This is a genomic window from Brevibacillus sp. WF146 (assembly GCF_001673705.2).
GTDB lineage: Bacteria > Bacillota > Bacilli > Brevibacillales > Brevibacillaceae > Brevibacillus > Brevibacillus thermoruber.
Map to the genome: position 1 here is coordinate 2,155,644 of NZ_CP109943.1, position 24,778 is coordinate 2,180,421.

The 24,778-nt window shown below is 57.7% G+C and carries 28 protein-coding genes; all 28 read left to right on the forward strand.

The window, feature by feature from the left end; genetic code table 11:
- Positions 1–24 precede the first annotated feature (24 nt).
- The 28 genes from topA to flhB all read left to right on the forward strand — a co-directional run bounded on the left by topA (position 25) and on the right by flhB (position 24,757).
- Positions 25–2,103, forward strand: a complete 2,079-nt coding sequence (gene topA / locus A6764_RS10695) for a type I DNA topoisomerase (protein WP_029098937.1) — start codon at positions 25–27, stop codon at positions 2,101–2,103.
- Positions 2,104–2,124: 21 nt separating this feature from the next.
- Entirely contained in the window at positions 2,125–3,447 is a 1,323-nt protein-coding gene (gene trmFO / locus A6764_RS10700) for an FADH(2)-oxidizing methylenetetrahydrofolate--tRNA-(uracil(54)-C(5))-methyltransferase TrmFO (protein WP_065066542.1), read from the forward strand.
- 56 nt (positions 3,448–3,503) lie between these two features.
- Positions 3,504–4,445: a tyrosine recombinase XerC gene (gene xerC, locus A6764_RS10705; RefSeq protein WP_065066541.1), complete on the forward strand. Its 942-nt coding sequence runs from the start codon at positions 3,504–3,506 to the stop codon at positions 4,443–4,445.
- Positions 4,446–4,461: 16 nt separating this feature from the next.
- Positions 4,462–5,004: an ATP-dependent protease subunit HslV gene (gene hslV / locus A6764_RS10710; protein WP_065066540.1), complete on the forward strand. Its 543-nt coding sequence runs from the start codon at positions 4,462–4,464 to the stop codon at positions 5,002–5,004.
- A gap of 19 nt (positions 5,005–5,023) precedes the next feature.
- The gene (gene hslU / locus A6764_RS10715) at positions 5,024–6,415 is read left to right on the forward strand and encodes an ATP-dependent protease ATPase subunit HslU (RefSeq protein WP_065066539.1); all 1,392 of its coding nucleotides are present in this window, start codon (positions 5,024–5,026) and stop codon (positions 6,413–6,415) included.
- Positions 6,416–6,451: 36 nt separating this feature from the next.
- On the forward strand, positions 6,452–7,231 hold the full coding sequence (codY, locus tag A6764_RS10720) for a GTP-sensing pleiotropic transcriptional regulator CodY (RefSeq protein WP_029098942.1): 780 nt from the start codon (positions 6,452–6,454) through the stop codon (positions 7,229–7,231).
- A 382-nt stretch (positions 7,232–7,613) separates the two neighbouring features.
- On the forward strand, positions 7,614–8,027 hold the full coding sequence (gene flgB, locus A6764_RS10725) for a flagellar basal body rod protein FlgB (RefSeq protein ID WP_029098943.1): 414 nt from the start codon (positions 7,614–7,616) through the stop codon (positions 8,025–8,027).
- Positions 8,028–8,030: 3 nt separating this feature from the next.
- Positions 8,031–8,486, forward strand: coding sequence for a flagellar basal body rod protein FlgC (flgC, locus tag A6764_RS10730; protein ID WP_065066538.1), 456 nt, complete (start codon positions 8,031–8,033; stop codon positions 8,484–8,486).
- Between the two features lie 15 nt (positions 8,487–8,501).
- Complete coding sequence (fliE, locus tag A6764_RS10735) at positions 8,502–8,801, forward strand: flagellar hook-basal body complex protein FliE (RefSeq protein ID WP_065066537.1); 300 nt, start codon at positions 8,502–8,504, stop codon at positions 8,799–8,801.
- A 29-nt stretch (positions 8,802–8,830) separates the two neighbouring features.
- Positions 8,831–10,408, forward strand: a complete 1,578-nt coding sequence (gene fliF / locus A6764_RS10740) for a flagellar basal-body MS-ring/collar protein FliF (RefSeq protein WP_029098946.1) — start codon at positions 8,831–8,833, stop codon at positions 10,406–10,408.
- A gap of 14 nt (positions 10,409–10,422) precedes the next feature.
- Positions 10,423–11,436: a flagellar motor switch protein FliG gene (fliG, locus tag A6764_RS10745; RefSeq protein ID WP_065066536.1), complete on the forward strand. Its 1,014-nt coding sequence runs from the start codon at positions 10,423–10,425 to the stop codon at positions 11,434–11,436.
- A complete protein-coding gene (gene fliH / locus A6764_RS10750; protein WP_065066535.1) occupies positions 11,420–12,238 on the forward strand; it encodes a flagellar assembly protein FliH in 819 nt (272 codons plus the stop codon). The genes fliG and fliH overlap by 17 nt, the downstream gene beginning before the upstream one ends.
- Positions 12,235–13,551 (forward strand): flagellar protein export ATPase FliI, encoded by a 1,317-nt coding sequence (gene fliI / locus A6764_RS10755; RefSeq protein WP_029098949.1) that lies wholly within the window; start codon positions 12,235–12,237, stop codon positions 13,549–13,551. The genes fliH and fliI overlap by 4 nt, the downstream gene beginning before the upstream one ends.
- A gap of 1 nt (position 13,552) precedes the next feature.
- The gene (gene fliJ, locus A6764_RS10760) at positions 13,553–13,999 is read left to right on the forward strand and encodes a flagellar export protein FliJ (protein WP_035297325.1); all 447 of its coding nucleotides are present in this window, start codon (positions 13,553–13,555) and stop codon (positions 13,997–13,999) included.
- 12 nt (positions 14,000–14,011) lie between these two features.
- A complete protein-coding gene (locus tag A6764_RS10765) occupies positions 14,012–14,911 on the forward strand; it encodes a magnesium transporter MgtE N-terminal domain-containing protein (protein ID WP_029098951.1) in 900 nt (299 codons plus the stop codon).
- A gap of 69 nt (positions 14,912–14,980) precedes the next feature.
- Positions 14,981–16,222, forward strand: coding sequence for a flagellar hook-length control protein FliK (locus A6764_RS10770; protein ID WP_065066534.1), 1,242 nt, complete (start codon positions 14,981–14,983; stop codon positions 16,220–16,222).
- Positions 16,223–16,246: 24 nt separating this feature from the next.
- Entirely contained in the window at positions 16,247–16,642 is a 396-nt protein-coding gene (locus A6764_RS10775; protein WP_029098952.1) for a TIGR02530 family flagellar biosynthesis protein, read from the forward strand.
- Between the two features lie 104 nt (positions 16,643–16,746).
- On the forward strand, positions 16,747–17,565 hold the full coding sequence (gene flgG / locus A6764_RS10780; RefSeq protein WP_065066533.1) for a flagellar basal body rod protein FlgG: 819 nt from the start codon (positions 16,747–16,749) through the stop codon (positions 17,563–17,565).
- 65 nt (positions 17,566–17,630) lie between these two features.
- Positions 17,631–17,852: a flagellar FlbD family protein gene (locus A6764_RS10785; RefSeq protein WP_065066532.1), complete on the forward strand. Its 222-nt coding sequence runs from the start codon at positions 17,631–17,633 to the stop codon at positions 17,850–17,852.
- A gap of 15 nt (positions 17,853–17,867) precedes the next feature.
- Positions 17,868–18,326, forward strand: a complete 459-nt coding sequence (locus A6764_RS10790) for a flagellar basal body-associated FliL family protein (protein WP_029098955.1) — start codon at positions 17,868–17,870, stop codon at positions 18,324–18,326.
- Positions 18,327–18,365: 39 nt separating this feature from the next.
- Entirely contained in the window at positions 18,366–19,361 is a 996-nt protein-coding gene (gene fliM / locus A6764_RS10795) for a flagellar motor switch protein FliM (RefSeq protein ID WP_029098956.1), read from the forward strand.
- Positions 19,354–20,730, forward strand: coding sequence for a flagellar motor switch phosphatase FliY (gene fliY, locus A6764_RS10800; protein WP_065066531.1), 1,377 nt, complete (start codon positions 19,354–19,356; stop codon positions 20,728–20,730). The genes fliM and fliY overlap by 8 nt, the downstream gene beginning before the upstream one ends.
- Before the next feature lie 39 nt (positions 20,731–20,769).
- A complete protein-coding gene (locus A6764_RS10805) occupies positions 20,770–21,132 on the forward strand; it encodes a response regulator (RefSeq protein ID WP_029098958.1) in 363 nt (120 codons plus the stop codon).
- Positions 21,132–21,809, forward strand: coding sequence for a flagellar biosynthetic protein FliO (locus tag A6764_RS10810; protein ID WP_141669599.1), 678 nt, complete (start codon positions 21,132–21,134; stop codon positions 21,807–21,809). The genes A6764_RS10805 and A6764_RS10810 overlap by 1 nt, the downstream gene beginning before the upstream one ends.
- On the forward strand, positions 21,806–22,567 hold the full coding sequence (gene fliP / locus A6764_RS10815; protein WP_065066530.1) for a flagellar type III secretion system pore protein FliP: 762 nt from the start codon (positions 21,806–21,808) through the stop codon (positions 22,565–22,567). Before A6764_RS10810 ends, fliP begins: the two co-directional genes overlap by 4 nt.
- Before the next feature lie 34 nt (positions 22,568–22,601).
- Positions 22,602–22,871, forward strand: a complete 270-nt coding sequence (gene fliQ / locus A6764_RS10820) for a flagellar biosynthesis protein FliQ (protein ID WP_029098961.1) — start codon at positions 22,602–22,604, stop codon at positions 22,869–22,871.
- A gap of 6 nt (positions 22,872–22,877) precedes the next feature.
- Positions 22,878–23,663 carry a flagellar biosynthetic protein FliR gene (fliR, locus tag A6764_RS10825; protein ID WP_065066529.1) on the forward strand — a complete coding sequence of 262 codons (786 nt, stop codon included), beginning with the start codon at positions 22,878–22,880 and terminating at the stop codon, positions 23,661–23,663.
- Positions 23,660–24,757 (forward strand): flagellar biosynthesis protein FlhB, encoded by a 1,098-nt coding sequence (gene flhB, locus A6764_RS10830; protein WP_065066528.1) that lies wholly within the window; start codon positions 23,660–23,662, stop codon positions 24,755–24,757. Before fliR ends, flhB begins: the two co-directional genes overlap by 4 nt.
- Positions 24,758–24,778: the final 21 nt, after the last annotated feature.

Sequence of the window (24,778 nt, forward strand, 5' to 3'; positions counted from 1 at the left end):
CCTTACTGAAAGGGGAGGAAATAAATGGCTGACACGCTTGTGATTGTCGAATCCCCAGCGAAAGCGAAAACGATCGGAAAATATCTGGGAAGCAAATATATGGTGAAAGCGTCCATGGGCCATGTGCGCGACCTCCCAAAGAGCCAGATGGGTGTTGACGTATCGAAAGGATTTGAACCGAAATACATAACCATTCGCGGCAAGGGGGACGTGCTCAAAACCCTCAAGGACGCCGCCAAGAAAGTAAAAAAGGTATACCTGGCGGCGGACCCGGACCGCGAAGGGGAGGCGATTGCCTGGCACTTGGCGCAGTACCTCGGGCTGGACATGAGCCAGCCGCTGCGCGTGGTGTTCAACGAGATTACCAAAGACGCCATCAAGGAGGCGTTTAAACACCCCCGTCACATCAACATGGACCTGGTGAACGCCCAGCAGGCGCGGCGGATCCTGGACCGGCTGGTCGGCTACAACATCAGTCCGATCTTGTGGAAAAAGGTGCGCAAGGGGCTGAGCGCCGGGCGCGTCCAGTCGGTGACGGTCAAGCTGATCATCGACCGCGAGCGGGAAATCCAGCGGTTCGTGCCGGAGGAGTACTGGACGATCAGCAGCACGCTCCTGAGCAACGGCAAGCCGTTTGAAGCCAAATTCTACGGATACGGCGACGAAAAAATGGAGCTGAAGTCGGAGGCGGACGTCAAAGCGGTGATGGACCGCATTCAGGGGCAGCCGTACGTGGTGCAGAAGGTGACCAAACGGGAGCGCAAGCGCAATCCCGCGCCGCCGTTCATCACCAGCTCGCTGCAGCAGGAGGCGGCCCGCAAGCTGAACTTCCGGACGGCCAAGACGATGCGGATCGCGCAGGAGCTGTACGAAGGGATCGATCTCGGCGGCAAGGAAGGTACGGTCGGTCTGATCACCTACATGCGTACCGACTCCACGCGCGTTTCGGTGACGGCGCAAGAGGAAGCCAAAGCGTACATCTTGGAGCACTTCGGAGCCGATTACGTCCCGGCCGAGCCGCGTGCCCAGGTGAAAAAGGAGAATGCCCAGGATGCCCACGAAGCAATTCGGCCGACCTCGGTGATGCGCACGCCGGACCAGCTCAAGGATGTGCTGAGCCGCGACCAGCTTCGCTTGTACCGGCTGATCTGGGAGCGCTTCCTCGCCAGCCAGATGGCGTCGGCGGTGCTGGACACGATGAGCGTGGACATCGAGGCGGGCGGAGTGACGTTCCGGGCGACCGGTTCCAAGGTAAAGTTTCCCGGCTTCATGAAGGTATATATTGAAGGAAGCGACGACGGCAAGGAAGAGGAAACGTTCCTGCCGCCGATTGAAGAGGGGCAGACGCTGGAATTGAAGGCAATCGAACCGGCCCAGCACTTTACGCAGCCGCCGCCCCGCTACACCGAGGCACGGCTGGTCAAGACCCTGGAAGAACTGGGGATTGGACGCCCCTCCACCTACGCGCCGACCCTGGAGACGATCCAAAAACGGGGCTACGTGGCGCTGGAGGAGAAGCGGTTTGTCCCGACCGAACTGGGGGAGATCGTCATTTCCCTGATCGAAGAGTTCTTCCCCGAAATCCTGGACGTGGAGTTTACCGCCCACATGGAATCCGACCTGGACAACATCGAGGAAGGGATCGCCGACTGGGTGAAGGTGCTCGACGCCTTTTACCAGGATTTTGCCAAGCGGGTCACCGTCGCCGAGGAGCAGATGGAACAAGTGGAGCTGAAGGATGAAGAATCCGACGAGACGTGCGAACTGTGCGGCCGGGTGATGGTGTACAAACTGGGGCGCTTTGGGAAGTTTCTCGCCTGCTCCGGATTCCCCGAATGCCGCAACACCAAGCCGATCGTCAAGGAAATCGGCATCGCCTGCCCGCAGTGTGAAACCGGATCGATCATTGAACGTAAATCAAAGAAGAGCCGTATTTTTTACGGCTGCAACCGATATCCGGAATGCGATTTCGTCTCGTGGGACAAACCAATTGCGCGTCCTTGTCCGAAATGCGGCGGGATGCTCGTCGAAAAGAAGCGGAAAAAGCAGGGCGTCAGCATTGCCTGCACCAGATGCGATTACCAGGAAGAAGCCGATTCCTGAGGACGTGTGGAGGATACCAGCATGAATGAACAACCGTACGTAACCGTGGTGGGTGCCGGGTTGGCGGGCAGTGAAGCGGCCTGGCAGATCGCCCAATCCGGCGTCCGCGTAAAACTGTATGAAATGCGGCCGAAAACGCAGACGCCCGCTCACCATACCGACAAATTTGCGGAGCTGGTCTGCAGCAATTCGCTGCGGGCCAATTCGCTGACCAACGCGGTGGGCGTATTAAAGGAAGAAATGCGCCGCTTTGACTCGGTCATCATCGGCGCGGCGGACAGGTGCGCCGTTCCGGCCGGCGGTGCGCTGGCCGTGGATCGGCACGAATTTGCCCAGTATGTGACGGACGCCGTTCGCAACCACCCGCTGGTCGAAGTGGTGAACGAGGAAGTGACGGAGATTCCCGAAGGCATCGTGGTGATCGCCACCGGCCCGCTCACCTCGCCGGCGCTGTCGGAGAAGCTGAAGGGGCTGACCGGTGAAGAGTACCTGTACTTCTACGACGCGGCTGCGCCGATCATCGAAAGGGACTCCATCGACATGGACAAGGTGTTTGTCGCGTCCCGCTACGACAAGGGAGAAGCGGCCTACCTCAACTGCCCGATGACGGAAGAGGAGTTCAACCGCTTTTACGAAGCGCTGATTACGGCGGAGGAGGTCCCACTCAAGGAGTTTGAGAAGGAGATCTACTTCGAGGGCTGCATGCCGATTGAAGTGATGGCCAAACGGGGACGTCAGACGATGCTGTTCGGTCCGCTGAAGCCGGTGGGCTTGATCGATCCGCGCACCGGCAAGCAGCCGTTTGCCGTCGTTCAACTGCGCCAGGACAACAGCGCGGCCACCCTGTACAACATGGTCGGCTTCCAGACGCATCTCAAGTGGCCGGAACAGAAACGGGTCTTTTCGCTCATCCCCGGCTTGGAAAACTGCGAAATCGTCCGCTATGGCGTGATGCACCGCAACACGTTCATCAACTCGCCCAAGCTGCTTCGTCCCACCTATCAGTACAAGGAGCGGGACACGCTGTTTTTCGCCGGACAGATGACCGGCGTGGAGGGATACGTGGAGTCGGCCGCATCGGGACTGCTGGCGGGCTTGAACGCGGCCCGGCTTGCCAAGGGAGAGGAACTGCTTGTCCTCCCACCGGAGACGGTAATGGGCAGCATGGCTCGCTACATCACCACCGCCGATCCGAACAACTTCCAACCGATGAATGCCAATTTCGGGCTTGTCCCCGAGCTGCCGAAACGCATTCGCAACAAGCGGGAGAAGAACGAAAAACTCGCTGAGCGAGCGCTAGACACAATTCAGAATTTTACACAAAAAAGACACAAATTGAGTTGATATCCGAATTTCGGCTGTGTTACTATATAGGTGCCTTTGAGGAGGGTGCATGCCAGATGGACAAATCGCAGCCGATATCCATAGACGTGGAGCTGTTCACCCGTTACTTGCGCGTCGAAAAAAATGCCTCTCCTCATACGGTGAAGCAGTACGTGGCAGATATTAACGAATTCGTCGCCTTTATGGAACAGCACCAAATCCCCGTATTTGCTGCTGTTTCTTATTTACACGGCCGCTCTTTTCTCGCCCATTTGGCCAAAAGGGGGCTGTCACGGCGCAGCATCGCCCGCAAGCTCTCCAGTTTGCGGAGTCTGTACCGTTTTTTGCTGAGGGAAGGCCGGTTGGAGCAAAATCCGTTTCAACTGGTGTCCACGCCCAAGGTGGAAAAAAAGCTGCCCTCTTTCCTGTACCCGCATGAACTGCAACCATTTTTTGACCTGCCTGACACACAGACCCCGCTCGGCATGCGCGACCGGCTCATTTTCGAGCTGCTGTATGCGAGCGGGATTCGCGTGTCGGAGCTGGTGACGCTGACGCTGGATGCGGTCAATGTTTCCATGGGAATCGCCCTGGTGTACGGAAAAGGGGCCAAGGAGCGATATGTGCCGATTGGCACTTATGCTTGCGACATTCTTCGGAAATACCTAGAATATGGAAGGCCGAAGCTGCTCGCCGGCAACAGCGACCACGGCTATCTGCTTCTCAACTACCGGGGAGAACCGCTGTCCGACCGGAGCGTCCGCCGCATCGTCGACAAATACGTGGAGCAGCACGCCCTGAACCTGCGCGTGTCGCCGCACACGTTCCGCCACACCTTTGCCACCCATCTGCTGAACGCGGGAGCCGATCTGCGGACCGTACAGGAGCTGTTGGGCCACGTCAACGTTTCGACGACGCAGGTGTATACGCATGTGACCAAGGAACGGCTGCGCCATGTCTATGACGCGGCCCATCCGCGCGCGAACGCAAGCCATCCCGGGTCCGCCGGAAGTACATAAGCGGGAGGAATCTGCAATGGAACAGTTTCATGCAACAACGATTTTTGCCATACATCACAACGGCGAAGCGGCCATGGCCGGCGACGGACAGGTCACGTTCGGCAACAGCATGGTGATGAAGCACGGGGCAAAAAAAGTGCGCCGTCTGTACCGCGGCGAGGTGCTGGCGGGGTTTGCCGGCTCTGTCGCGGATGCGATCACCCTTTTTGAAAAGTTTGAAGCCAAACTGGAAGAGTTCCACGGCAACCTGCAGCGGGCGGCTGTGGAGCTGGCGAAAGAATGGCGCATGGATAAGATCCTGCGCCGGCTGGAAGCGATGATGATCGTGATGAACAAGGAGCACCTGCTGCTCATTTCCGGCAACGGCGAAATCATCGAACCGGATGACGGCATTCTCGCGATCGGCTCGGGAGGCAGTTTCGCATTGGCCGCTGGCAGGGCGCTGAAACGGTACGCGCCCCATCTGAGCGCCAAAGAGATTGCCGAAGCCGCGCTGCGGACGGCTGCTGAGATCTGCGTGTTCACCAACGACCATCTGGTTGTGGATGAGATGAAATGAAAGGAAGGGAGGACTCCCTGTGCTGAACCTTGAGCAGTTAACCCCGCGCAAGATCGTGGAACATCTGGACGTATACATCGTCGGGCAGGCCCAGGCGAAAAAAGCCATCGCGGTGGCGCTTCGCAACAGGTACCGGCGCAGCCGGCTGCCGGAACACCTGAGGGATGAAGTGGTGCCGAAAAACATCCTGATGATCGGGCCTACCGGTGTGGGGAAAACGGAGATCGCCCGCAGGATCGCCAAACTGACGGGGGCGCCGTTTGTCAAAGTGGAGGCCACCAAGTTTACGGAAGTGGGCTATGTGGGCCGCGACGTGGAGTCGATGGTTCGCGACCTGGTCGAAGCGGCCATCCGCACCGTAAAGCAGGAAAAAATGGAGGCCGTCAGGGAGAAGGCGGAGAAGCTGGCCAACGACGCCATCGTCAATATCCTCGTCCCTTCGCGCAAACAGCAGCATTCGTTCAAGAATCCGCTGGAGATGCTGTTCGGCGGTCAGCAGCAGACCCATTCGTCCGACACGGAGGACGCGTCGCTGGAACAGCAGCGCCGGCAGGTGGCCTGGCAGCTCGCGGCCGGCCAACTGGAGGACCAGATGATCGAGATCGACGTGGAGGATCAATCCCCGTCCATGTTTGACCTGTTTCAGGTTCCGGGTACGGAACAGATGGGGATGCAGATGCAGGACATGTTGGGCAGCCTGCTCCCCAAGAGGACGAAGAAGCGAAAATTGCGAATTAAAGATGCGCGAAAGGTATTAATTCAACAAGAAGCGCAAAAACTGGTGGATATGGACGAAGTCACGCAGGAGTCGATTCGCCGTGCCGAAAACCACGGCATCATCTTTATTGACGAGATCGACAAAATCGCCGGTAAGGACGGCCGGGGTCCCGACGTCTCGCGGGAAGGCGTTCAGCGCGACATCCTGCCGATCGTGGAAGGTTCGACGGTGATGACCAAGTACGGACCGGTCAAGACCGACCACATCCTGTTCATTGCCGCCGGTGCGTTTCACATGGCCAAACCGTCCGATCTGATTCCGGAACTGCAGGGGCGCTTCCCCATCCGTGTGGAGCTGACCAGCTTGCGGGCGGAAGACTTTGTCCGGATTTTGACAGAGCCCAAAAATGCGCTGCTGAAGCAGTACAGTGCGCTTTTGGAGACGGAAGGCGTCCGGGTGGAATTTACACCGGAGGCGATCCAGGAAATCGCCCGTCTGGCAGCGGAGGTGAACCAGGCGACCGACAACATCGGCGCGCGGCGTCTGCACACGATGCTGGAAAAACTGCTGGAAGACCTCTCCTTCGAGGCTCCGGACATTCATTTGGATGTGGTGCAAATCACGCCGGAGTACGTCCGCGACAAGCTCGGATCGATTGCCGGCAACAAGGATTTAAGCCAGTACATTCTGTAAAACCAATCGATCACTATTATTGGGAGGAACGTAACAATGGATCTGTTATCGAAAACCAGAAGAATTAACCGCCTGCTGCAAAAATCGGCAGGGCATGCCGTCAACTTCAACGAGATGGCGCAAGTGCTGAGTGATGTCATTGAAGCCAACATCTTTGTCGTCAGCCGCAAGGGCAAACTGCTCGGCTTTTCGATTCATCAGGAAGTGGACAACGATCGCATCCGCAAAATGCTGGAAGAGCGCCGTTTCCCGGAAGAGTACAGCCTCGGCCTTCTGAAAGTGGAAGAGACGTCCGCCAACCTGGACGTAGACAGCCCGTACACCATTTTCCCGGTGGAGATGAAAGAAGTATTCCGCACCGGTTGGACCACCATCGTGCCGATCATCGGCGGCGGCGACCGGCTGGGCACGCTGATTCTCGGCCGCGTCAACAACCAGTTTGTCGACGATGACCTGATCCTGGCCGAAGTGGGCGCGACCGTTGTCGGCATGGAAATCCTGCGGGAACGCTCCGAAGCGATCGAGGAGGAAGCGCGCAGCAAAGCGGTGGTGCAGATGGCCATCGGCTCCCTCTCCTACAGCGAACTGGAAGCGGTGGAACACATCTTTGAAGAGCTGGAAGGCAAAGAGGGCCTGCTGGTCGCATCCAAAATCGCCGACCGCGTGGGCATTACCCGTTCCGTCATTGTCAACGCCCTCCGCAAGCTGGAGAGCGCCGGCGTGATCGAATCCCGTTCGCTGGGGATGAAAGGTACCTTCATCAAGGTGCTGAACGAAAAACTGCTGCCGGAACTGGAAAAACTGAAAACTTCTTGACACTTGGAGCCCCTGGAGGCAGGGGGAGAACGTCTCCGGAGTGTGAAAATCCTGTAAAGAAAAGGTGTAGCGATGGTAAAAGCTACACCTTTTTTCCTGGGCACATAGTCCTATTTTTTGTTGTGCAGAATCAAGTTTTTCGAGCCAAAAATACTCGTATCTCTGTAAAATTATAGAATTGCAACAAGGATCGTGCCAAAAACTTAGTAATATCAGGAAGGATAAGGGATTTAGTCCCATTGAATCATTTTGAGAAAAGTTGCCACAATAGGGCTTTTTTCGTTATACCAGTTTTGCTATGATGGAGTCGTATTCTTGTGTCGAATAAGCGAGAAATTCCGAAATTTATGCGGAAAAAGAGCGGAATGAGGGGAGTGGGAAGATGCTGGATAGCTTTCATTTGCAGGTCCTGGAGCGGTCGCTGGACACCGCTATGCTTCGACAACGAACAATAGCAAACAATATCGCCAACGTGGATACCCCTCAGTTCAAAAGCAAGCATGTCGTGTTTGAGGAACTGCTGCAGCAGGAACTGGCGGGGACTTCGGGACAGCCGAAGCTGGAGGCGTACCGGACGAATGAGCGGCACATTCCGTTTACCGGCACGGGGACGCTGCCGATGCCGCAAATCGTCTCGAATGCCGACAACATGATGCAGCACAACGGCAACGACGTCGATCTGGAGTTTGAGATGAACGAGTTGGCCAAAAACCAGATCTGGTACAATGGTCTGACGCAGCTCACCGCCGGATACTTCCAGAAGCTGCGCAGCGTGATCGAGGGTGGAGGGAGATAGTAGATGAGCCTGTTTCAGGGAATGGACACAAGCGCGTCTGCGCTGACGGCCAACCGCCTGCGGTTGGATACGATCGCGGCGAACATCGCCAACGCCAATACGACCCGCGCCACATTCGTGAACGGGGCCTGGCAGCCGTACAAGCGCAAAATGGTGGAACTGACGCCGGTAACCGGCCAGTCGTTTGACAACCTGCTGCAGGCGGCGATCGGCACGGTGACCGGCCAGACGGAACAAGGCGTCCGTGTGACGGCAATCCGCGAAGACAACGCACCGTTCAAACGGATGTACGATCCGACGCATCCGGATGCCGACGCAGAAGGATACGTGCTGCTGCCGAACGTCGACGTGATGAAGGAAATGGTGGACATGATCTCTGCCTCGCGTTCCTACGAAGCCAACGTCACCGTCTTGAACGCAGCCAAAAGCATGATGATGAAAGCACTGGAGATCAAGTAAAAGGAGGCGTAAGGAATGGACATTAGCGCGCTTTCCCGAACGGACGCGATACAGCCAAAACCCCTGACGAAGACGTATACGCCTGCCGAGGTCACGAAGTCCTTTTCGTCCTATCTCTCGGATGCGCTCGATCAGGTCAATCAGGCGCAGGTGGAATCAGCCGTACTGGCGGACCGGTTCGCAGCCGGACAAGTCCAGGACGTGCATCAGGTCATGATCGCCGGTCAGAAATCCGCGATCATTCTGCAAATGGCCTTGCAGGTGCGCAACAAGGTGATTGAATCCTACCAGGAAATCATGCGCATGCCTATTTAACGTTGTCGGTATTCTTGGTGAGGTGAACCATGAACGAACGTCTATCACAGTATAAAGAGCAAGTCTTGGCGAAATGGAATCAGCTTTCGCCCAAGCGAAGGTGGATGATTTCCGGGATCGTGCTGTTTTTGCTCATCTCTCTCGGCCTATACATATACATTGCCTCACAGCCGGTCTACACGCCCCTCTACAACCAGAGGCTGAGTGAACAGGAAATCGGATTGATCAAGCAGGAACTGGAAAGCAAGAAAATTCCCTACCGGATCACGGATAACGGGACCAACATCGAGGTTCCGCAAAAGCTGGCCCAAGATGTCATCGTCGATTTGGCCGCACAAGGAATCCCCAGCCAGGCGGGCATCAATACGGAGATCTTCTCCAACACGCTGGGCGTCACAGACCGTCAGTTTGACGTGATGAAAAAAGAGGCGCTGCAGCAGGAACTGCGCAAAATGCTGGAGCGGGTAAACGGCGTCAGAAGCGCTCAGGTGATGATCAACCTGCCGGAGGAAAGCGTCTGGATCACGGAGAAGCCCGAAACGGCGACAGCCTCCGTCATCGTCGACGTGGAACCGGGTACCCGGTTGGACCAAAAGCAGATCAACGCGCTGTACCTGCTGGTATCCCGCAGCGTGCCCAAGCTGCCGCCGGAAAACATCACGATTTCCGACCAGTACTCCAACCTGCTGGAGTGGAAGGACGGCAGCGAAGCGGAAGGCTCGCTGACCGGGTTCGAGCAGCAGGAAAAAATCAGGGCCAACGTCGAGCGGGAGATCCAGCAAAACCTGTATCAACTGTTGGGTACGATGATGGGCAGGGATAAGGTCATCGTCCATACGTTTATCAAGATGAATTTCGACAAGGAAAACCGCGTGGAAAACCTGGTCGAAGCGCCGGATAAGGAAAACAACGAAGGACTTATCATCTCATCCCAAAAATCATCCAAAACGTTCTCCGGGCAGGGTGCCCCTCCGGGCGGAACGGCGGGAACGGGCGGAAACGCCGTCCCCGGCTATCCGGGAAGCACGCCGCAGGGAAGCAACAGCCAGTACGAGGAACTGAACGATACGATCAACCGCGAAGTAAACCGAATCACCCGCAACATCACGATGAGCCCGTACAAGATCGAGGACATCACGATCAACGTCGGCGTGGAGCCTCCGGAAGGCGGGCAGTTGGATGCACAGACCATCGAAAGCATCAAACAGGTGCTCCGCAACGTGGTGCGGGTCACGTTAAGCGACAGAGGCGTGCAGTTGACCCAGGAGGAACTGGACCAGCACATCTCCGTCTTGCCGCGTCAATTCTCCGGCAAGGTGGCCGTTGACAGCTCCACCGACTTGACACCGTATTTGTACGGGGCAGGTGCAGTCGCCCTGTTGGCTCTTGGTGCGGTCGCATTCCTTATCTATCGCCGCCGCCGCCAAGCGAAGCTGCAAGAAGAAGAGGTTCCGGACCTGATGCCGCCGCAGCCGATGGAGATTCCGGATTTGACCTACCAGGAAGACACGGATCAAGTGGTGGTGCGCAAGCAACTGGAAAAACTAGCGCGCAGCAAGCCGGACGAATTCGTTGTCTTGCTTCGCACGTGGTTAGCTGAAGACTAAGGAGTGAAAGCAGTATGGCTCGCGGCGCCAAAGAGTTGACCGGACGACAGAAGGCTGCGATCCTTCTCATCTCGCTCGGGCCGGAAATCTCCGCCCAGGTGTTCAAGCACTTGCGCGAAGATGAGATTGAGCAGCTTACGTTGGAAATTGCCAACGTCCGGAAGGTTGATTCCGATGAAAAAGACAAGATTCTTGCCGAGTTTCACCAGATAGCGGTCGCCAAGGAAGTGATCGCCCAAGGCGGGATTACATACGCGAAGGAAATTCTGCAAAAAGCGTTGGGCGAATCGAAAGCGATGGATATCATCAACCGTCTGACCGCCAATCTGCAGGTACGCCCGTTCGACTTTGCCCGCAAAGCGGACCCGGGCCAGATCCTGAACTTTATCCAGAACGAACATCCGCAAACGATTGCCCTGGTGCTCTCCTATCTGGAGCCGCAGCAGGCGGCGATGATTCTCTCCGCGCTGCCGCAGGACCGGCAGGCTGACGTGGCCAAGCGGATCGCGCTGATGGACAGCACGTCACCGGAGGTCATCGCCCAGGTGGAGCAGGTTCTGGAGCAAAAACTGTCCGCAACCGTCACCCAGGATTACACCCAGGCCGGCGGTATCGAAGCGATCGTCGCCGTTCTCAACGGCGTGGACCGCGGAACCGAGCGGACCATTTTGGACTCGCTGGAGATCCAGGACCCCGAACTGGCGGAAGAGATCAAGAAGCGCATGTTTGTCTTCGAAGATATCGCCACGCTGGACAACCGTTCCATCCAACGGGTTATCCGCGACGTGGAAAATACCGATCTTCAGCTCGCGCTCAAGGTGGCCAGCGAGGAAGTCCGCGAAGTCATCTTCCGGAACATGTCCAAACGGATGGCGGACACCTTCAAGGAAGAAATGGAGTTTATGGGTCCCGTTCGTCTGCGCGACGTCGAAGAAGCCCAGTCCCGCATCGTCGCGATCATTCGCCGCTTAGAAGAGGCGGGTGAGATCATCATCGCCCGCGGTGGAGGGGATGATATCATTGTCTAGAATCATCAAGCTGTCCCACTACCAGGCTTCGGACGAGTCGGTTCTCCTCTCGTTGAGGACTTCACCATTACAGACGGTGCAATCTTCCGAAAGGTTGCAAGAAAATCATCAAATGGTAAAAAATGCTGAGGACGAAGCGAAAATCATCCTCCAGGATGCGGAGGAAACCGCGCAGAGCGTGCTTCGCGAGGCCATGGAGCAGGCGGAGGAAATCAAGCGGCAGGCGCTCGCGGAAGTGGAACGCTGGTGGGAGGAAAAACGGCGCGAAGCGGAGGCGCTGTTTCAGGAAACGCGGGAACAGGCGAGCCGGGAAGGATTTGACGCCGGTTACGCGGACGGAAAGCGGCAGGCGCTGGAAGAAGAGGCCGGCTGTGTGGAACAGGCCCGTTCCCTTTTGGAGCAGGCGTACGCCGAAAAGGAACGGATCATTGCCGAAGCGGAACCGTTCCTGGTGGAGCTGAGCGTGGACGTAGCGAAAAAGGTGATCGGGACGGAGCTGCACGGCTCGCCGGAGACGGTGCTGGAGATGGTGAAGAAATTGCTGCGCCGCTCACGCGTGCACGGCCACATCTCCGTCTGCGTCAATCACCGCCACTACGCGTTTGTACAGGAGCAGCGCGCCCAACTGCTCGCCCTCCTGGACGGGCAGGCGGAGCTCTCCATTTACCCGGATCACACCGTACAGGACGACGGCTGCGTGATTCGGACTCCGCTGGGAAGCGTCGATGCACGAATCGACACGCAATTACATGAAATCAAACAGTGTTTGCTGGACATCGCCAGGGGGAGTGAAGGGATATGACGATCCTCGACCTGGCGAAATACAGACAGGCGCTGGAGAGTATCGACCCGGTGCGGGTCAACGGAAAGGTTACGCAGGTGGTGGGCCTGACGATCGAGTCGCAGGGGCCGGAAGTGAAGCTGGGAGAAATCTGCCAGATCTTCCCGCAAAGCGGCGAGCCCATCATCGCCGAAGTGGTCGGCTTTCGGGACAACAAGGTCCTGCTGATGCCGCTGGGGGAGCTGACCTCCATCGGGCCGGGCAGTGACGTCGTGGCGACCGGCAGTTCGCTGTCCGTCAAAGTGGGACCGGAAATCCTCGGCAAGGTGCTGGACGGATTGGGACGCCCGCTGAAGGGAAGCATCCCGCCCGGCCTTGCCACCTATCCGACCAACAATGCGCCGCCCAATCCGCTGCTGCGGCCGCGCATCACAGAACCGCTCAGCGTCGGCGTGCGGGCCATCGACGGGCTCTTGACGGTCGGAAAAGGACAGCGTGTGGGGATCTTCGCCGGTTCCGGCGTCGGAAAGAGCACGCTGCTGGGAATGATCGCCCGCAACACGACGGCGGACATCAACGTCATCGCCCTGATCGGGGAGCGCGGCCGCGAGGTGATGGAGTTTATCGAGCGGGATCTCGGGGAAGAAGGACTGAAGAGGTCGGTTGTCGTTGTCGCCACCTCCGACCAGCCGGCCATGATCCGGATCAAAGGGGCAATGATCGCCACCTCGATCGCCGAGTATTTTCGCGACCGCGGCCTGAACGTCATGCTGATGATGGATTCGGTCACCCGTTTTGCCATGGCGCAGCGGGAAATCGGCCTGGCGATCGGCGAACCGCCGGCGACGCGCGGCTACACCCCGTCCGTGTTTGCTCTGCTGCCCAAGCTGTTGGAGCGGGCCGGCACGGCGGACAAAGGCAGCATCACCGGTTTTTACACCGTTCTGGTCGATTCCGACGACATGAACGATCCGATCGCGGACGCGGTGCGCGGGATCTTGGACGGGCATATCGTCCTCGACCGAAAAATCGCGCAAAAGGGACACTTTCCGGCGATTGACGTGCTTGCCAGCGTCAGCCGGGTGATGAACGAGATCTGCACTGAACGTCATCTCGAAGCGGCCCGCCAGGTAAAGCGGCATCTCGCCACATTCCGGGAAGCGGAAGACCTGATCAACATCGGCGCCTACAAGCCGGGAACCAACCGGGAGATTGACGCGGCGATTCGCTACAAGGACATCATCCGCGATTTTACGGCGCAGGGAACGCACGAACCGTCCGATCTGGACACCACGATTCAGGCGTTAACCGCCCATTTCGGAGGGGTGAACTAGCGTGAACGTGTTCCGGTTTCAACTCCAAAAAGTGCTGGATGTAAAAGAAAAGGAAAAAGAGCAGGCGGAGTGGGCGTTTGGCAAATCCGTGCAGCGAAAGAACGAAGAGGAGCTCAAGCTGTTTCGACTGACGGAGCGCCACGAGGCGGTGACCAACATGCTGCACGAGGCGCAGAGCCAAACCTGCAGCGCGGCCCAGTTGATCGAACTCACGCGGTACCGCCAGGCCGTCGAACAATCCATCGCCAACCAGCGGCGGACGCTGTACGGGTGTGAGCAGGAAGTGGAGCGCTGCCAGCGCAGGCTGGCGGAGCGGATGCGGGAGACGCAACTGTGGCAGCGGCTGCGGGAAAAGGCGCTCGGGCAGTTTCTCTACGCGGAAAGGCTCAGGGAGCAGAAGGAATTGGACGAGATTGGCACGCAGCTCTATCTTCGCAGGAGCAACTGAGGGAGGTTCACGATGGAAGAGATCCAAGAAGAACGGGAGTACAGCAGGTGGGAATGGTTTTTCTACATGATTGCGATCCCCGCTCTGTTTGCCACTCTCCTCGGAGGCGTGCTACTCAGCCTGTTGGGATACAACGTGTTGGGCAGCGTGCTCAGTTGGGCCAACACGATTCCCTACGTGGAAAAAATCGTGCCTGACCAGTACGCGACGGCCGATGCGGAAGAAAAGTCAGTCGACCTTGGCAAACAGGTGAGCAGCTTGCAGGAGGAGCAGGCGAAAAACAAACAGACAATCGCCAGCCTGCAGAGCGAAACGGCGAAAAAGGACGCCACCATTCAGGCGTTGGAAAAACAGGTGCAGGATTTGCAAAAGATGCTCGAGGACAAGCGCACCAGCGAGGAGGAGCGGCAGAAGCAGTATCAGGACCTGGCCAAATTGTACGCGACGATGTCGCCCAAAAACGCGGCGGCCATCGTCGAAAACCTCAGCCTGAGCGAAGCGGTTTCGGTCATGACGAAGATGAAACCGGAGCAGCAGGCGAACATCCTGGCCAAGATGGATCCGAAAAAAGCGGCCGACATCTCCATTCAATTGAAGGATACGGTGGTGAACAAGGACGATGACATCGCCGCGCTGCAGGAACGGGTACAGATCTTGACCAAGGCGCTGAGCGAGACGCGGAAGGATACGACCAGCATCGATTCGCTGATCCAGACCTTCTCGCAGATGCCGGCTGAGGATGCCGCCGCCGTCATCCGCTCGCTGATGGGCACCAACCGCAACCGGGCCATCTCCATCATGGCCGGCCTGTCTCATGACAAACGGGCGCAAATCCTGGCGGCGATCGCCCAGCAGGACAGCCAGAGGAATGAGAACGTGGCTGCCCGCATCACAAGCGAGTTGCTTCGATAGGCGACGGCAATACAAGAACCGCGTCTGTCGTTCTCATAAGCAACAATACAACCCGAGGAGGTGAATGAGATGAATGTAGCCAATGTGAAGGGGGCCCCGGCGGCGTCCGCCACCACATCCGGCGTTTCGGCACAGCAGAAACCGGACGGCGGCGGCGATCTGTTTGCTGCACAGATCGGAAACGCGCTGCAGAATGTGCAGGCGGGGGAACTGCCCCAGACCCTGCCGGGAGAAGCAGGCGCCGAAGACATGGCGCTGCTGGCAGATCTGCTGGCGCTGATCCAACAGCTTTTCCCCACGCTTCACACGCAGGATCCCGAAGAGGTAACCGCTACGTTCACTCAGCGGGGAATCCCGCAGGCAACGGCAGAAAAACTGGCCGATGTGCTCGTATCGTTCGCACGTGCCGAAGGAGGCGCGAAGGTGCCGGAATGGCAGCAGGTGGACAAGCAGGTGGCGGCTCTGCTGAAGCAGTTTGGCGAGGAGCTGCGGGAAGCGGCCGGCAAACAGGCGGGTGACGCCAGGAAGCTGCCGCTCGTCTTGATCCATGGAAAGGGCGGTATTCGGAGCGCTGAACCGTCTGTCGTTCCGGTCCGGCACGCGGAGAAGGAACTCAACATGCAGTCCCTTCGCGTCACGCAGGCCCTGTCCAGCTACCAGGCGGAAGCCGCCGTACAGGTGCGGGGCAGCGGCACACCAGCGCGGCAGACGCTGAATGTGCAGGCTTCGCCGCTGGCGGAATCGGATTCAGCCCTTCTGCCTGAGCAGGCGGCTGTCCTTCCGTTCCACCAGGTGGCCAGTCATGGCCGGATTTCGCAGCAGCCGGTGACATCCCATCCGGTACACGCGCATCAATTTGCGCAGCAAGTCACGCAGCTGTTTGTCCAGCAGATGAAAATCACGCAGGGGAACGGCGTGCACGAGGCCAAACTGATTCTCCACCCGCAGTCGCTGGGACAAGTGGACGTGATCATCACAGCCCGTGACGGGGTGATTACGGCTCAGTTTTCCGCGGAAACGGCGGCCGGCAAGGAATTGCTGGACAACCAGCTTCCGCAGCTTCGCGCGGCGTTGACCCAGCAAGGCCTGCAGGTGGACCGCCTGGAAGTGAATCAGCAGCAGGCGAGTTCGTTTGCCTTCCAGCAGCAGCGGGAACAGGCACGTCAGCAAGGCGATGGACGCCAGCGACAGGAACAGCAGGAAGATCAGGCGGAATTTTCGCTGGACGCCCTGCTGGAGGAAAGTGATGTTGCCGCGGTTGGGCGGGAGTTTGGCCGCGCTGCCATGAACGGCATCCGCTATCCGGTCTAGCTGTTCGTGAAAGGGGGACCCGCCATGCACACGTTTTACGTGGGGCAGACCTACTTTCCCAACAAGCCAAAGCGGCCAGCCGCTGTCAGCCAAACCGGCGCGGAACCGGCCGGCAAACCGTTTCGCCACTACCTCGCCGAGTCCGTTGGCCAAGCGGAAGGCCCCAAGTCCCTCACGTTCAGCCAGCACGCGCTGACGCGTCTGCGCGAACGGGGGATTTCGCTCAACGAAGCCGAGCTGAACCGACTGCAGTCGGCCGTGCAAAAAGCGGCTGACAAAGGGGCGAAAGAATCGCTGATCATGATGGACAACGTCGCCTACGTCGTCAGCATCATCAATCGAAAAGTGATCACCGCCGTCGACGTCGTCAGCATGAAGGAAAACGTGTTTACCAACATCGACAGCGCGGTCTTTGCATGACAGGATCACAGGGCTGGACCTCTCGGAGGGAGCCCGCCGGCTGCCGACTGACCGAGGCAGTCGACAAAACACCCGATACCCATTTGTGAAGGAGGAATTGCGTTATGCTTCGTTCCATGTACTCCGGCATTTCCGGTCTGCGCGGTTTTCAAACCAAACTGGACGTAATCGGCAACAACATCGCCAACGTGAACACGGTGGGATTCAAGAAGGGCCGTGCGATGTTTCAGGACATTCTCAGCCAAAACATTGCCGGTGCCACCGCTCCAACCGACGGTGGGAAAGGCGGATCCAACCCGATGCAGGTCGGACTGGGAACGCAGATCGGCTCCATCGACACCGTGTTTACGGCGGGCAGCCCGATGACCACCAACGTGCCGACGGATTTGTCGATCGAAGGGGAAGCGTTTTTCATGGTCACGCCGGATGACGGCCAGACGTTCTACTACACTCGTGCCGGCAACTTTACCCGCGACGCGCTTGGCTATTTGGTAAACCCGCAAGGTTTGAAACTGGTAGACGTGAATGGCGATCCGATTCAAATCTCGCGGAACGATGGTATCGTCTCCTACTCCATCGGCAAAGACGGGGTCATCACCACGGTGGATGAAACGGGAGCGCTGGATACCCCCTACCAGATCGGGCTGATGACGTTTGAGAATCCGGGCGGTCTCAAGAAAATCGGCAGCTCCCTGTACGAATATACCGTCAACGCAGGGGCGTACGGAGACGATCCCAACACGCCGCTTGATGCCACAACCGCCAAAGTGAACATCATCTCCGGCCAGTTGGAGATGTCCAACGTGGACCTGTCCGAAGAGTTTACCGAGATGATCGTGGCTCAGCGCGGGTTCCAGGCCAACTCCCGCATCATCACCACGTCTGACACCGTGCTGGAAGAACTGGTCAACCTGAAACGATAACGCCTAGCGGATGAGTGAGGGGGAGGCGGTCGTCCCGCCGCCCCCCATCCCGAAAGGAGCAGCCGATGATCAGACTGACGCGATTTAACGGCGGGGCGTTTTACCTCAACGCTACCCATGTCGAAATGGTGGAATCCACTCCCGACACGGTCATCACGCTGTTTACCGGCAAGAAGTACATCGTCAGGGAAAGCGCTGAGGTAGTGGCTTCGCGGATAGTGGACTTTTACAGGCAGACGTTCCCGGCAAGCGCGGCGCCGCGCGTTCCGGACGATTTCATTGAATAGCGGGAGGCACGTGTGATGTTTCAAAACCGGTTGTTTAACATGGCACTTATCATCATCATCGCGATTTCGCTTCTGGGCGTCGTTTCCTTCGTTCTCTGGCAGACGTACCTGTCCCCAGCAGCACAAACCGCAGGCCATGGAGAAGAAAAGGAGGTAAAGGCTCTCACGGCTAAGGAACTGGAGGAATACTCCGTCGATACCGGAGAAATCACCACCAATCTGCTCTCCAACAACTACATCATTGTCCGCTTCACGATTACGGCGGACAGTGCGGATGCCAAGGAAGAACTGGAGCAGCGCCTGCCCCAGGTCAACCAGATCATCATCAAGACGCTGGCCGGCCTCTCCCCCGAGGACATCAAGGGAACGGAAGGCGTCAACAAACTGGAAGCCAAGATCATGAACGAAATCAGTTCGCTCATGCAGGAAGGAAAAATCGTGCAGGTGCTGACGACGAAGCGCGTCTTGTCGTAAGCCGCGATGGATGTATACATAGCTGGGAGGTGACGACACATGGCCGAGGTTCTCTCACAAAGTGAGATTGACGCGTTGTTGGCCGCACTCTCGTCGGGAGAGATGGATGCCAACGAGCTGAAAAAAGAAGAGACTGAGCGAAAGGTAAAAGTATACGACTTTAAACGGGCCTTGCGTTTTTCCAAAGACCAGATCCGCGGCCTGACGCGCATTCACGAAAACTATGCGCGGCTGTTGACGACGTATTTTTCCGCTCAGCTTCGTACCTTCGTGCAAATTACGGTTGCCTCCGTCGACCAATTGCCGTATGACGAGTTTATTCGCTCCATTCCCAAAATGACCATTCTCAACATTTTTGAGGCGCCACCGCTGGAAGGGCGCATGGTATTGGAAGTGAATCCGAACATCGCATACACCATGCTGGATCGGCTTCTCGGCGGACAGGGAACGATTCCGGACAAGATGGGGGCGTTGACGGAAATTGAAACAACAGTCATGGAACGGGTGTTCAGCAAGGCGCTGGACACGTTTCATGAGGCATGGAAGCAGATTATCGAGCTTGATCCGTATCTGGAAGGACTGGAAATGAATCCGCAGTTCATGCAGATCGTTTCCCCCAACGAAATTGTTGCGGTCATCTCGTTCAGCACGAAGATCGGAGACACCACGGGCATGATCAACCTCTGCCTGCCCCATGTCGTGCTGGAGCCGATCATGCCGAAGCTGTCCGGGCAGTATTGGTTTTCCAAGCAGAAGAAGAACAGGGACGAAGAAGAGCGGCTGCGCGTGGAGGAGCGGGTGAAGACGGCCAAGCTGCCGGTGATCGCCGAGCTGGGCACGGCCACCATCACGGTGGGCGAGTTCCTGCAGTTACAGCCGGGTGATGTGATCCAGCTCGACCAGCTCATCGAGAACAAGCTGAAAATCCGGGTGGGCAACCGCCTGAAGTTCCTCGGACAGCCCGGTACGCAAAAAGGGCGTGTAGCCGTGCAGATCGAAGAAGTCCTCGAGGAAGGGGAGGAAAACAATGAGTAGAGACATGCTTTCTCAGGAAGAGATTGACGCGCTGCTCCGCGCGAACAATCTGGTTGAGGAGGAAGAGGAAGAAGCTTCGAGCGCTCCCAACGTCGCCGACTACCTGACCGAGTTTGAGCAGGACGCGCTCGGGGAAATCGGCAACATCTCCTTCGGCAGCGCTGCAACGGCTCTTTCCACGCTGTTGAACCAAAAAGTGGACATCACCACGCCGACGGTCTCGATGGTTCAGGTCGACGATCTGGAAAAGGAATTTCCCATCCCGCATGTCGCGGTTCACGTCGAGTACACGGACGGATTCAAGGGAATCAATCTGCTGGTCGTGCGGATGGAAGACGCGGCGGTGATCGCCGACCTGATGATGGGCGGTTCCGGCCGGCCGGAATCGACGGAGCTGTCGGAGCTGCACATCAGCGCGGTACAGGAAGCGATGAACCAGATGATGGGGTCTGCCGCCACGTCGATGTCCACCATCTTCAACCAGTTGGTGAACATCTCTCCGCCCGGCATCGACATCATGGATTTGGCCAAGGGAAAAGAAGGGCACAGCTTCACCGAGGATGACACACCGCTTGTCAAGGTGTCTTTCCGGTTGAAAGTGGGGGAACATGGCGAGCTGATCGACTCCAACATCATGCAGCTTCTGCCGCTTTCCTTCGCCCGGGAAATGATCAACCGGCTGACCGGCGGTTCCGCGAGCGAGCTGGAAGCGGCGGCGGCTACGACGGAGGTGCCGGAAATGGCCGCATTGAGCGCGTCGGCTCCACAGCCGGAGGTACAGCAGAACGCTCCCGCTGCGCAGGAGACTTCGCCGCAGCAGCCGATGCAGTCGGTGCAACCGCCGCAGCAGCCGGTTCAACCGCCGCAAGCTCCTCCGGCCGGATATGCGCCGCCGATGGGGTATCCGGGATACCCGGGACAGCCCATGTACCCGAACGCCTACCCGCAGGGAATGCCCGCAGGCTATCCGCCGTATCCACCTCAGTATGCGCAGCAGCAGCAGGTGCCGCCCGCACCGCAGCATCTGGGCGGACAGCCGAACAACCAGGCGAACGTGAAACCGGCCCAATTTGCGCCGTTTGGAGGTGGCCCGATGATTTCCGCTGACGGACAAAATCTCAACCTGCTGCTGGACATTCCTCTGCAGGTGACCGTTGAACTGGGGCGGACGAAAAAACTGATCAAGGAAATTCTCGACCTGTCGGCCGGATCGATCATCCAACTGGACAAGCTGGCAGGCGAACACGTCGACATCCTGGTCAACAACAAGCTGATCGCCAAAGGGGAAGTCGTCGTGATCGATGAAAATTTTGGCGTGCGCGTGACCGACATCATCAGCCAGTGGGACCGCGTACAAAAATTACAATAAATTCATCAAATCATCGGATAAACAAGGAGGAGCTTACCTATGTCCAACAAAGTACTCGTTGTAGACGACGCAGCGTTCATGCGCATGATGATCAAGGAAATCCTGTCCAAAAACGGATACACCGTCGTAGGGGAAGCGAGCGACGGCGCGCAGGCGGTGGAGAAGTACAAAGAGCTGGGGCCGGATCTGGTGACGATGGACATTACCATGCCGGAGATGGACGGCATCACTGCCCTGAAGGAGATCAAGAAAATCGACCCGAACGCCCGCGTCATCATGTGCTCGGCGATGGGGCAGCAGGCGATGGTCATCGATGCGATTCAGGCGGGCGCCAAAGATTTTATCGTCAAGCCGTTCCAGGCTGATCGCGTGCTGGAAGCGATCAAGAAGACGCTGGGCTAATGATGAAGGGCTTCCGGAAAACAGGGGCGCGTCTCATCTGGGTGTGCAGCATCATCGCCGCGATTGTCGCTTCCCTTCCGGCTTCCGCACTGGCGGAGGAAGACTCCGTAGCCGACGCCCTGCGCAAAGGAACACTCTCTCCCGGTGCGCCTGCCGGCGGCCAACAGCCGGCGGCCATTCCCGGCAGTGAAACGGGCAGCATGTGGGGATATCTGCTTCAGGTGATCTTTTCACTTGGGGTGATCGTCGTCCTGATCTATCTGCTGCTTCGTTTTCTCGGCCGGCGGCAGATGGGACAGGCGCATGGTCCGATCAAAGTGATCAGTGCGGCTCCGCTGGGCAACGGCAAGACGATCCAACTGGTGATGATCGGGGAATCGCTGTACCTGCTCGGTGTGGGGGAAAACGTTCAACTGCTCAAGCACATTCCACCGGGGGAAGAGGCAGACCTCATCCTGGCGGAAGCGGAGATCAAGCCGATTGCCGGATTTTCGCTCGATTGGCTGCCGTTTGGCCGGAAGCGGCAGACGGAAGACGAGGAGATACACCTGTCCGCTGCGGACGGGCGCACGTTTGAAGAACTGCTGCACAAGCAGTGGAACGATCTCGACAAGCGATCCGACCAGACGGGAACCTGGATGGAGAAGCAAGGTCATGACAGAGGGGATCGAGGATGAAATCACTACTCCAGCTCCTGGCGATCGCCGCGGTGCTGCTGGCGATACCGGAATGGGCGGCCGCAGCGCCTGCCAACGCGCCGCTCGTACCTACCATCGATCTGAAAATTGGCGGCGGCAGCGGAACGCCGCAGGAAACCTCCTCGGCCGTACAGATTCTGCTGATGTTGACGGTCTTGTCCGTAGCGCCTGCCATCCTGCTGTTGATGACCAGCTTCACGCGGATCGTGGTTGTGCTGTCCTTCGTCCGCAACGCGCTGGCTACGCAGCAGATGCCGCCCAATCAGGTGCTGGTTTCGCTGGCGCTGTTCATGACGTTTTTCATCATGGCGCCCACGCTGGCCAAGGTAAACGAGACCGCGGTACAGCCGTTCATGCAGGGCAAATTGACCCAACAGCAGGCGCTGGAAGCGGCGGTGATCCCGTTCAAGGAGTTTATGACTAAGCAGACGCGGGAAAAAGACTTGGCGCTCTTTTTGGCGTACACGAAAGCGGAGAGGCCCAAGACGATTCAGGACATTCCGCTGAGCGCGCTCGTGCCGGCGTATGCCATCAGCGAATTGAAGACCGCATTTCAAATCGGCTTCATGATCTTCATTCCGTTTCTCGTCATCGACATGATCATTTCCAGCATTTTGATGGGTATGGGGATGATGATGCTCCCCCCCGTGATGATTTCGCTGCCGTTCAAGATTTTGCTGTTCATCATGGTGGACGGATGGTATCTGGTCGTGAAATCGCTCTTGGCCAGTTTCTGACATCCGGCCGACAAGCCAGCCTAGGAGGGAGAGCATGACACAAGAATTTTTGATGCAAATCGCCCAAAGCTCCGTGTACACCATCCTGCTGGTGACGGCTCCGGCGCTGGGCGTCGGCATGCTGGTCGGCTTGCTCGTCAGCATTTTTCAGGCAACCACGCAAATTCAGGAACAGACGCTGGCATTCATCCCGAAAATTGTCGCCATCTTTGTCACGATTTTGGCCGTCGGGCCGTGGATGCTGCGGGTGATGCTGGAGTTCACGATGGGGATCTTCGGCAATCTGCACCGCTTTGTGGGATAGATAACAATGATAGCTGCGATCATGCTTCATCTACCTGTTTTGCTGCTGGTGTTTGTCCGGATGACCGCGTTTTTCGTCTCGGCTCCCTTTTTCTCGGTGCGCGGCGTGCCCAATCCGTACAAGATCGGCCTGGCCTTTGTCCTGGCCCTGATCAGTTTCAGCTACGTGCCGGTCCAGGGGCAGATTCCGCTGGATCTCACCTTTGTGCTGTACGCGGTCAAGGAAGCGCTGGTCGGCCTGATTCTCGGCGTGATCTGCGAGCTGATGTACGTCACCGTCCAGGTTGCCGGCGGATTGATGGACATGCAGATGGGGCTGGCGATGGCCAACGTGATCGACCCGCGTACCGGCGCCTACGTGCCGCTGACGGGCAACTTCAAGAACATCCTGGCGATGCTCTATTTGTTGAGCATCAACGGCCATCACGTGCTGATCCAAGGGATTCTCGCCAGCTACCAGGCGATTCCGCTCGACAGGATGTGGGCCGCGTTCGGCAGCGAACACGTGATGTGGATGGCCGTCAAGGTGTTTCGCGACATGTTTCTCAGCGCCTTTCTGATCGCGGCGCCGATCGTGGTCGCCCTCTTTCTGGTCGACCTCTCTCTTGGAATTATCGCCAAATCGGTTCCGCAATTTAATATCTTTGTGGTGGGACTGCCCATCAAATTGCTTGCCAGCTTTCTGATGCTGATCGTGGTCATGCCCGCATTTTTGCTGACGCTGAACGGCTTGTTTGAAAAGATGTTTCGGGCGCTTGCGGAAATGATGAAGTGGCTCGGAGGCGCAGCATGAAACGACTTGCCTTTTTGTATCCGGTCGATCTGCAGTATTTTAACGGCGAAAAGACGGAAAAGGCGACGCCGAAAAAGCGGGAAGATGCGAGAAAGAAAGGACAGGTGGCCAAAAGCGCGGACCTGTCTCCGGCCGTCAGCCTGACCGCGGCGTTTCTCATGTTGATCCTGCTGGGATCGTCGATGTTTCACACGTTCCAGAACGTGATGCGGGAGTCGCTCGTCACCTACACGAGCTGGCAGGTAAACGAGGAGAATCTGCGGGTCATCCTCTACCAGCTTTCCTTCGAAGCGGTCAAAATCGTCGGACCGGTTCTGGCCGTGGTGTTCATCGTCGCCGTCTTCGTCAATTACATGCAGGTGGGCTGGCTGTTTACAACCGAACCCCTGCGGATCAAACTGGACAAGCTGAATCCCGTGCAGGGGATGAAACGCCTGTTCAGCCTGCGCTCCGTGGTGGAACTGTTCAAATCGCTGTTGAAAATCAGCGCGGGTATTCTCGTTGCGTTCATGATCTTGTGGGACACCAAGCACGATCTGGTGCAGCTCTCGCTGAAACCGCTGGAAGCCGCGCTCTCGCTGACGGCGGCGGAAGCGTCCAAATTGGGGCTGTACATCGGCCTCACACTGGTGGTCCTGGCTGTCCTGGATTACGCGTACCAGCGCTACGAGCATGAAAAGAGCCTGCGCATGTCCAAACAGGACATCAAGGATGAATTCAAACAGGCGGAGGGGGATCCCTTGATCAAGGGGAAAATCCGCGAGCGTCAGCGCAGCATGGCCATTCGCCGGATGATGCAGGAACTGCCGAAAGCGGACGTGGTGATCACCAACCCGACGCACTTCGCCGTTGCCATCCGGTACGACGCCCGCGAGATGAGCGCCCCCACGGTCATTGCCAAAGGGCAGGACTACCTCGCGCTGAAAATCAAGGAGATCGCCCAAAAACACCGGATCGTCACCATGGAAAACAAGCCCTTGGCCAGGGCTCTCTATAGTCAGGTCGAGATCGGCCAACAGATTCCCGAAGAGTTGTTCAAAGCGGTCGCGGAAGTTCTCGCGTACGTGTACAAGCTGCAAGGGAAAGTGAAATAAGCAGAAGAAAGGAGGATGCAC

Excerpts from the sequence above, each read along its gene's own strand:
- topA (WP_029098937.1), top strand. The coding sequence starts at position 25 with ATGGCTGACACGCTTGTGATTGTCGAATCCCCAGCGAAAGCGAAAACG.
- trmFO (WP_065066542.1), top strand. The coding sequence starts at position 2,125 with ATGAATGAACAACCGTACGTAACCGTGGTGGGTGCCGGGTTGGCGGGC.
- xerC (WP_065066541.1), top strand. The coding sequence starts at position 3,504 with ATGGACAAATCGCAGCCGATATCCATAGACGTGGAGCTGTTCACCCGT.
- hslV (WP_065066540.1), top strand. The coding sequence starts at position 4,462 with ATGGAACAGTTTCATGCAACAACGATTTTTGCCATACATCACAACGGC.
- codY (WP_029098942.1), top strand. The coding sequence starts at position 6,452 with ATGGATCTGTTATCGAAAACCAGAAGAATTAACCGCCTGCTGCAAAAA.
- flgB (WP_029098943.1), top strand. The coding sequence starts at position 7,614 with ATGCTGGATAGCTTTCATTTGCAGGTCCTGGAGCGGTCGCTGGACACC.
- flgC (WP_065066538.1), top strand. The coding sequence starts at position 8,031 with ATGAGCCTGTTTCAGGGAATGGACACAAGCGCGTCTGCGCTGACGGCC.
- fliE (WP_065066537.1), top strand. The coding sequence starts at position 8,502 with ATGGACATTAGCGCGCTTTCCCGAACGGACGCGATACAGCCAAAACCC.
- fliF (WP_029098946.1), top strand. The coding sequence starts at position 8,831 with ATGAACGAACGTCTATCACAGTATAAAGAGCAAGTCTTGGCGAAATGG.
- fliG (WP_065066536.1), top strand. The coding sequence starts at position 10,423 with ATGGCTCGCGGCGCCAAAGAGTTGACCGGACGACAGAAGGCTGCGATC.
- fliH (WP_065066535.1), top strand. The coding sequence starts at position 11,420 with ATGATATCATTGTCTAGAATCATCAAGCTGTCCCACTACCAGGCTTCG.
- fliI (WP_029098949.1), top strand. The coding sequence starts at position 12,235 with ATGACGATCCTCGACCTGGCGAAATACAGACAGGCGCTGGAGAGTATC.
- A6764_RS10765 (WP_029098951.1), top strand. The coding sequence starts at position 14,012 with ATGGAAGAGATCCAAGAAGAACGGGAGTACAGCAGGTGGGAATGGTTT.
- A6764_RS10770 (WP_065066534.1), top strand. The coding sequence starts at position 14,981 with ATGAATGTAGCCAATGTGAAGGGGGCCCCGGCGGCGTCCGCCACCACA.
- A6764_RS10775 (WP_029098952.1), top strand. The coding sequence starts at position 16,247 with ATGCACACGTTTTACGTGGGGCAGACCTACTTTCCCAACAAGCCAAAG.
- flgG (WP_065066533.1), top strand. The coding sequence starts at position 16,747 with ATGCTTCGTTCCATGTACTCCGGCATTTCCGGTCTGCGCGGTTTTCAA.
- A6764_RS10785 (WP_065066532.1), top strand. The coding sequence starts at position 17,631 with ATGATCAGACTGACGCGATTTAACGGCGGGGCGTTTTACCTCAACGCT.
- A6764_RS10790 (WP_029098955.1), top strand. The coding sequence starts at position 17,868 with ATGTTTCAAAACCGGTTGTTTAACATGGCACTTATCATCATCATCGCG.
- fliM (WP_029098956.1), top strand. The coding sequence starts at position 18,366 with ATGGCCGAGGTTCTCTCACAAAGTGAGATTGACGCGTTGTTGGCCGCA.
- fliY (WP_065066531.1), top strand. The coding sequence starts at position 19,354 with ATGAGTAGAGACATGCTTTCTCAGGAAGAGATTGACGCGCTGCTCCGC.
- A6764_RS10805 (WP_029098958.1), top strand. The coding sequence starts at position 20,770 with ATGTCCAACAAAGTACTCGTTGTAGACGACGCAGCGTTCATGCGCATG.
- A6764_RS10810 (WP_141669599.1), top strand. The coding sequence starts at position 21,132 with ATGATGAAGGGCTTCCGGAAAACAGGGGCGCGTCTCATCTGGGTGTGC.
- fliP (WP_065066530.1), top strand. The coding sequence starts at position 21,806 with ATGAAATCACTACTCCAGCTCCTGGCGATCGCCGCGGTGCTGCTGGCG.
- fliQ (WP_029098961.1), top strand. The coding sequence starts at position 22,602 with ATGACACAAGAATTTTTGATGCAAATCGCCCAAAGCTCCGTGTACACC.
- fliR (WP_065066529.1), top strand. The coding sequence starts at position 22,878 with ATGATAGCTGCGATCATGCTTCATCTACCTGTTTTGCTGCTGGTGTTT.
- flhB (WP_065066528.1), top strand. The coding sequence starts at position 23,660 with ATGAAACGACTTGCCTTTTTGTATCCGGTCGATCTGCAGTATTTTAAC.